The 454-nt window shown below is 67.0% G+C and carries 1 protein-coding gene and 1 pseudogene; one reads left to right on the top strand and one right to left on the bottom strand.

Going from position 1 to position 454, the window contains the following annotated elements:
- Positions 1 to 213 (top strand): gamma-glutamylcyclotransferase (locus EN984_RS37270; RefSeq protein WP_164766058.1); only part of this gene is annotated, 213 nt, incomplete at its 5' end.
- On the opposite strand, the pseudogene EN984_RS37265 reads toward EN984_RS37270, so the two are convergent.
- A pseudogene (locus tag EN984_RS37265) lies at positions 200 to 454 on the bottom strand (glycoside hydrolase family 127 protein); the annotation flags it as partial. The gene EN984_RS37270 and the pseudogene EN984_RS37265 sit on opposite strands and share 14 nt — an antisense overlap.

Here is a 454-nt window from a genome sequence, read left to right as displayed (position 1 = left end):
CCCGCCAATCCGCGTTATGCCGGCAAGCTCGACAAGCAGGCGATCGCGGCGACGCTGGTGACAGCCGTTGGTCATTGGGGCTCGGGCGCGCAATATCTTTTCGAGACGATCCGCCACCTCGAAGCCTGCGGCATCCGCGACCGCAATTTGTGGCGGCTGCAGGAACTGGTAGCCGAAGAGATCGGGCTAACATCACAACTCACCCGTCCCTGAGCCATACCAGCATCTCGCCGGGCTCGCGGTTGTCCCAGGCGAAATAAGGAATGGCGGTCAGGCGCGTCTCGGCGGTGGCCGGCGGCTCGGGCCTGTAGAGCCCGTCCCGCCACCCGTCGGCGGCATCGGCAAGTGCCGCGGTCGACAGCGTCACCACGCCGCCGAGAAGTTCCGGCCGGTGCTGCGCTTCGATGGTGGCCGTCCGCGGCAGCGTCAGGCGATGCGGCTGGCTGTCATTGTC

This window comes from Mesorhizobium sp. M7A.F.Ca.CA.004.12.1.1 (assembly GCF_003997835.1).
Classification (GTDB): domain Bacteria; phylum Pseudomonadota; class Alphaproteobacteria; order Rhizobiales; family Rhizobiaceae; genus Mesorhizobium.
Note: the sequence above shows the minus strand (reverse complement) of the source record. Positions and strands in the feature narration are given on the sequence as shown.